Below are 4,790 nucleotides of genomic sequence, written 5' to 3' on the forward strand. Positions count from 1 at the left end.
GACGCCGAAGCGGACGGTCAGCCGAAGCTCGGTCAGCAGGGTGCGGGCGGCCGTGCAGACCGTCGGGACGACGGCCGCGTCGACGAGTACGCCGATCTTGCGCCCCAGAGCGAAGCCGGACAGATCGGGCAGCCGGACGACGTAGCCCTCCCCGGCGAGCAGGTTCAGGAGCCGATAGGTCGTCGCCGGCGGCAGGGACAGGTGCGCTGCGATGTCCTTGGCGGTGACGCCGGGGCCCGCCCGGGCCACCTCCTCGAGGACGCGCAGGGCGCTGATCACGGCCTTCGGCTGACGCCCCGACAGGGTTCCGTCGACGGGGCTCACCGCCGCACCTGCCACGGGCGGTGCCGGCCGAGCAGATCGTCGGCCACGGTCTCGTCGTAGACGCCTATCCGATCCGCGACGCCCGGGTCCCGACGCACCCGCACCGCGAGCAGCGCACCCCCGAGGAGCATCAGGACCGCGTACACGGCGGTCATCGCGCCCGCCACGTAGAGCCTCGACGCGGCAGCCCACACGATCAGCGCCACCAGGCAGGCCGCGGTGAGCGCGCCGACGATCAGCGGCATACGGGTCAGCTCGCCGATCCGGTGCAGGAATGCGGGCGTAGCGACACAGACGAGGATGTAGGCGAGGACGTACCCGTGCGCCGAGAGGGTCAGCAACCCGATCAGGACGTCCCGGGTCGAGCCCGTCGCGATCAGAAACACCACGGGCACGACCACGACGACAGGCATCGCGACGATCAGGGCGACGTGCGGCGTGCGGAACCGGGCGTGGGCCCGGCCGACGATCGCCGGGGCGATACCCTCCCGGCCCATCGCGAACAGCGTGCGCGACAGCGCGGTGGTGGAACCCATGACGCATGCGAACCACGACGCGGTGATCCCGAGTTCCATCACGACCGCCAGCACCGCCGAGCCACTGCCGGCGGTGTCCGGGAGGGTGAGCACGATCCGCAGGGAGCCGACACCTTCCCTCGCGGACTCGGGCGACTGCATCGCTGCGGCGAACACGTAGAGCGCCGCGAGCACGATCGGCGTCCACCGGATCGCGCGCGGCACGCTGATCAGCGGGTTGTGGGCCTCGCGGGCCACCGTTCCGGCGCTCTCGAAACCGACGAACGAGGTGATCGCCAGCAGCAGCGCGAAACCGATCGCGGAATCCGAACCGGTCCCGCTCGGCGCCGAGGGGGACGCGCCGTCCCGGACGGCCACGACGAACGCGATCACCAGGACGGCCGAGGCGGCGACGATGGCGAATGCCTCGACCCCCAGCATGATCCGGGCGGAGAGCTGGACGCCGCGCACCATCAGCAGCAGTGCGACCACCCCGACGATTCCGGCGAGCACCGCGCTCGTCGGCGCTCCGGCGGACAACCCGACCCGTTCGAGCAACGACGCCAGATAGCTCGCCGCACCCACCGTGCTGGCCATGGCGGCGGCCGCGTAGCCGATCAGCAGCGACCATCCCCCGGCGAAGCCGACGCGGGGACCGAGCCCCTTCACCGTGTAGCTGTACAGGCCGCTGACCGCGACCATGCGGGCGGCGAACTGTCCGATGCAGTAGCCGACGGCCGCCATCAGGACCGCCGCCGTGACGAACACCGGGATCGCGGCGCGCCCGGCTTCGGGGATGACGAGAGCCGGCAGGGTGACCATCACCGCCGAGGGGGCGACGGCCGAGACGGACTGGGCCAGTACCTCGACGAACGTCAGGCGTCCGCGCTCGAGGCCCGCCACCGGCGAAGTCCCTCTGATCTGTGGTGTACCGGACACCTTGCACCTGCTTCCACACTCGCCAGGGGACGTCGAGCGTCGGCCGCCGGACGATCCCGTGGGGTGCACGGTAGCGCAGGCACGCAGCGCGCTGCACCGATCGCACATCAATTTTCGGTCACTCGAATGAGAATGCCGGGCCCGCCGGACGTGCGCTCGCGCGGGGCGGGCGGTGCGCGCACGACCGTCACCTGGGGCGCCGACGAGAAGTCGAACGAGAATCGGGAAACGGTCTGGGCCCCAGCCGAATGAGAATCGGACAGCCCGCAATTTCCATCCGGAATCGGGGGTGACTCGCGCCACATCGTGTGGTTATCGTGGGTTCGGGTCACAGCGTCGGAAGCCGGCGAACCGGAGTCGAAACCACTGTGCCCGAGTCTTTTTCATCTTTCCTCAGAGTCGGAGACATCATGACTGCAGTTGCGCAATCCGCCACCGCTCTGCTTCCGGAGGTGGCCGAGTTCCTCTCGTCGCCGAAGCAGATGCTGATCGGCGGCCGGTGGGTGGAGTCGGCGTCGGGCCGGCGGTTCGACACGGTCGATCCCGCGACGGGGCAGGTGCTGACCACGGTGCCGCACGGCAGCGCCGAGGACGTCGACCGCGCCGTGGCCGCCGCCCGCCGGGCGTTCGAGGAGGGGCCGTGGCGGCGCCTGACCCCGGCCGAGCGTCAGCGCGTCCTGTGGCGGATCGGCGAGGGCATCCTGGCCCGGGCGGACCAGTTCGCCCAGCTCGAGTCCCTGGACAACGGCAAATCGGTGGTCGTCGCGAAGGCGGTCGACGTCACCTGGGCGGCCGAGATCTTCTTCTACTACGCCGGCTGGGCGACCAAGATCGAGGGACGCACCGTCCCGGTGTCGGTTCCGTGGGCCCCGGGTGCTCGTTTCCACGCGTTCACCAGCCGCGAGCCGGTGGGTGTGTGCGCCCAGATCGTGCCGTGGAACTTCCCGCTGGTGATGGCCGCCTTCAAGCTCGCCCCCGCGCTGGCGTGTGCGAACACTCTGGTGCTCAAGCCCGCGGAGCAGACCCCGCTCACCGCGCTGCTGCTCGCCGAGGTCGCCACCGAGGCCGGGGTGCCCGACGGCGTCGTCAACGTGGTCACCGGCTTCGGGGACGCGGGTGCGGCCCTGTCGGCCCACGACGACGTCGACAAGGTCGCCTTCACCGGCTCGACCGAGGTCGGCAAGAAGATCGTGAGTGCCGCCGCCGGGAACCTGAAGAAGGTCTCGCTCGAACTCGGTGGCAAGAGCCCGCAGGTCGTCTTCTCGGACGCCGACCTCGAGGCCGCGATCCCGGGCGTGGCGAGTGGCTTCCTGTTCAACCACGGGCAGGCGTGCACCGCCGGTACGCGGCTGTTGGTGGAGGACCGAATCTTCGACGAATTCACGCAGGGCGTAGCCGAATTCGCGAAGTCGCAGAAGATCGGTCCGGGACTCGATCCGACGAGTGACATCGGGCCGCTGATCTCGGCGGAACAACTCGGCAAGGTCACCGGCTACATCGACGCCGGACTCGAGGACGGAGCGCGTGCCCTGTCCGGAGGAAAGCGCCACGGCGACAGCGGCTTCTACGTCGAGCCGACGCTGCTGGTCGACGTGCGCAGCGACTTCGGCGTGTACCGGGAGGAGATCTTCGGCCCGGTCGCCGTCGCCGTGCCCTTCAACCGGGAGGAGGGGGTTCGCGCCGCCGCCAACGACACCCCCTACGGTCTCGCGGCGAGCGTCTGGACGCGGGACGTCTCCCGGGCGCACGAGGTCGCCGCCGAGATCAAGGCGGGCACGGTCTGGATCAACTGCCACAACGCGTTCGACACCGCACTGCCCTTCGGGGGCTACAAGCAGTCGGGCTGGGGGCGGGAACTCGGTGAGGGAGCCCTGGCGGAGTACACCCAGACCAAGTCGGTCAACATCGCACTCTGACCGGCCGGGGCGGTGCCCGGCGCCGGACGGGCACCGCCGCCCGTACTGCCGGCCGAACGAGAACCCGGCACCGAGGCGTTCTCGTTTGCCGTCGACGAACCGTGACGCCGCGGTGACTGCACCGACAACGGCCGGGCGCACGCTTCTTCCGGCGCTCGGCACCGAACCGCCGGCACACCCCCTCTCCCGAAAGTCGAAGCACCGATGACCCTCAACGCTCGCGCACACGAACCCCCCACCCACCGGTTGTCCGGCAGCCTCGGTCCCGGCGCCGTCGTCTTCATGGTGGTCGCGGCCGCAGCCCCGCTGACCGTGATCGCCGGCACGGTCCCACTCGGCATCTCCGCCGGAAACGGGGCCGCGTTCCCCGCCTCGTACGTCGTCTGCACGGTGGTCCTGCTCTTCTTCGCCGTCGGCTTCACCGCCATGGCGAAGCACGTGCCCGGGGCGGGGGCGTTCTACACCTTCGTCACCCACGGTCTCGGCCGGCACGCCGGTCTCGGTTCGGCGTTCCTGGCGCTGTTGTCCTACACGGCGGTGCAGGGCGCCGTCTACGGATACATCGGCGCGGCCCTCGACGACTTCGTGACCGCGCACGGCGGCCCTGAGTTGCCCTGGTATCTCTGGGCTCTGATCGTGCTGGTGGCGGTCGCGGTGCTCGGCTACCGCCACATCGACCTGTCCGGCAAGGTCCTCGGGGTCCTGTTGCTGTGCGAGGTCGGCATCGTCCTGGTGATCGATGCGGCGGTGGTCGTCCGGGGCGGCGCGGAAGGTCTGTCCACCGCTGCGCTGCGGCCGTCCGAGTTCTTCTCGGGCGCACCGGGAATCGCCCTGATCTTCGCCGTTGCCGGATACATCGGTTTCGAGGCGACCGCGGTCTTCCGCGACGAGGTGCGTGATCCCGCCCGGACCGTTCCGCGGGCCACCTACCTCGCCCTGGTGGTCATCGGCGGCTTCTATGCGCTGTCGAGCTGGGCGCTGGTCAGCGCGTGGGGTGACGAGGGCGCCGTCGCCCTGGCCACCGAGAACCCCGAGGGCATGATCGTCGACACCGCGACCCGCTACGTGGGAGCGGCGGGGGGGGGGGGGGGGGGGG

General features: G+C 70.5%; 4 protein-coding genes. 2 read left to right on the top strand and 2 right to left on the bottom strand.

Annotation, left to right across the window (positions count from 1 at the left end):
- A partial coding sequence (locus OEY_RS0116260) for a helix-turn-helix domain-containing protein (RefSeq protein WP_029540067.1) occupies window positions 1-324 on the bottom strand: 324 nt, incomplete at its 3' end.
- Window positions 321-1,742: an APC family permease gene (locus OEY_RS0116265; RefSeq protein ID WP_010594906.1), complete on the bottom strand. Its 1,422-nt coding sequence runs from the start codon at window positions 1,740-1,742 to the stop codon at window positions 321-323. The genes OEY_RS0116260 and OEY_RS0116265, both read right to left, overlap by 4 nt.
- Window positions 1,743-2,188: 446 nt before the next feature.
- On the opposite strand from OEY_RS0116265, the gene OEY_RS0116275 reads away from it, so the two are divergent.
- Both OEY_RS0116275 and OEY_RS0116280 read left to right on the top strand, forming a co-directional pair.
- On the top strand, window positions 2,189-3,694 hold the full coding sequence (locus tag OEY_RS0116275; protein ID WP_010594907.1) for an aldehyde dehydrogenase family protein: 1,506 nt from the start codon (window positions 2,189-2,191) through the stop codon (window positions 3,692-3,694).
- Between the two features lie 204 nt (window positions 3,695-3,898).
- On the top strand, window positions 3,899-4,790 hold an 892-nt coding region (locus OEY_RS0116280; RefSeq protein ID WP_010594908.1), incomplete at its 3' end, for an APC family permease.

Origin of the sequence: Rhodococcus sp. P14, assembly GCF_000256505.1 — a bacterium.
GTDB lineage: Bacteria > Actinomycetota > Actinomycetes > Mycobacteriales > Mycobacteriaceae > Rhodococcus > Rhodococcus ruber.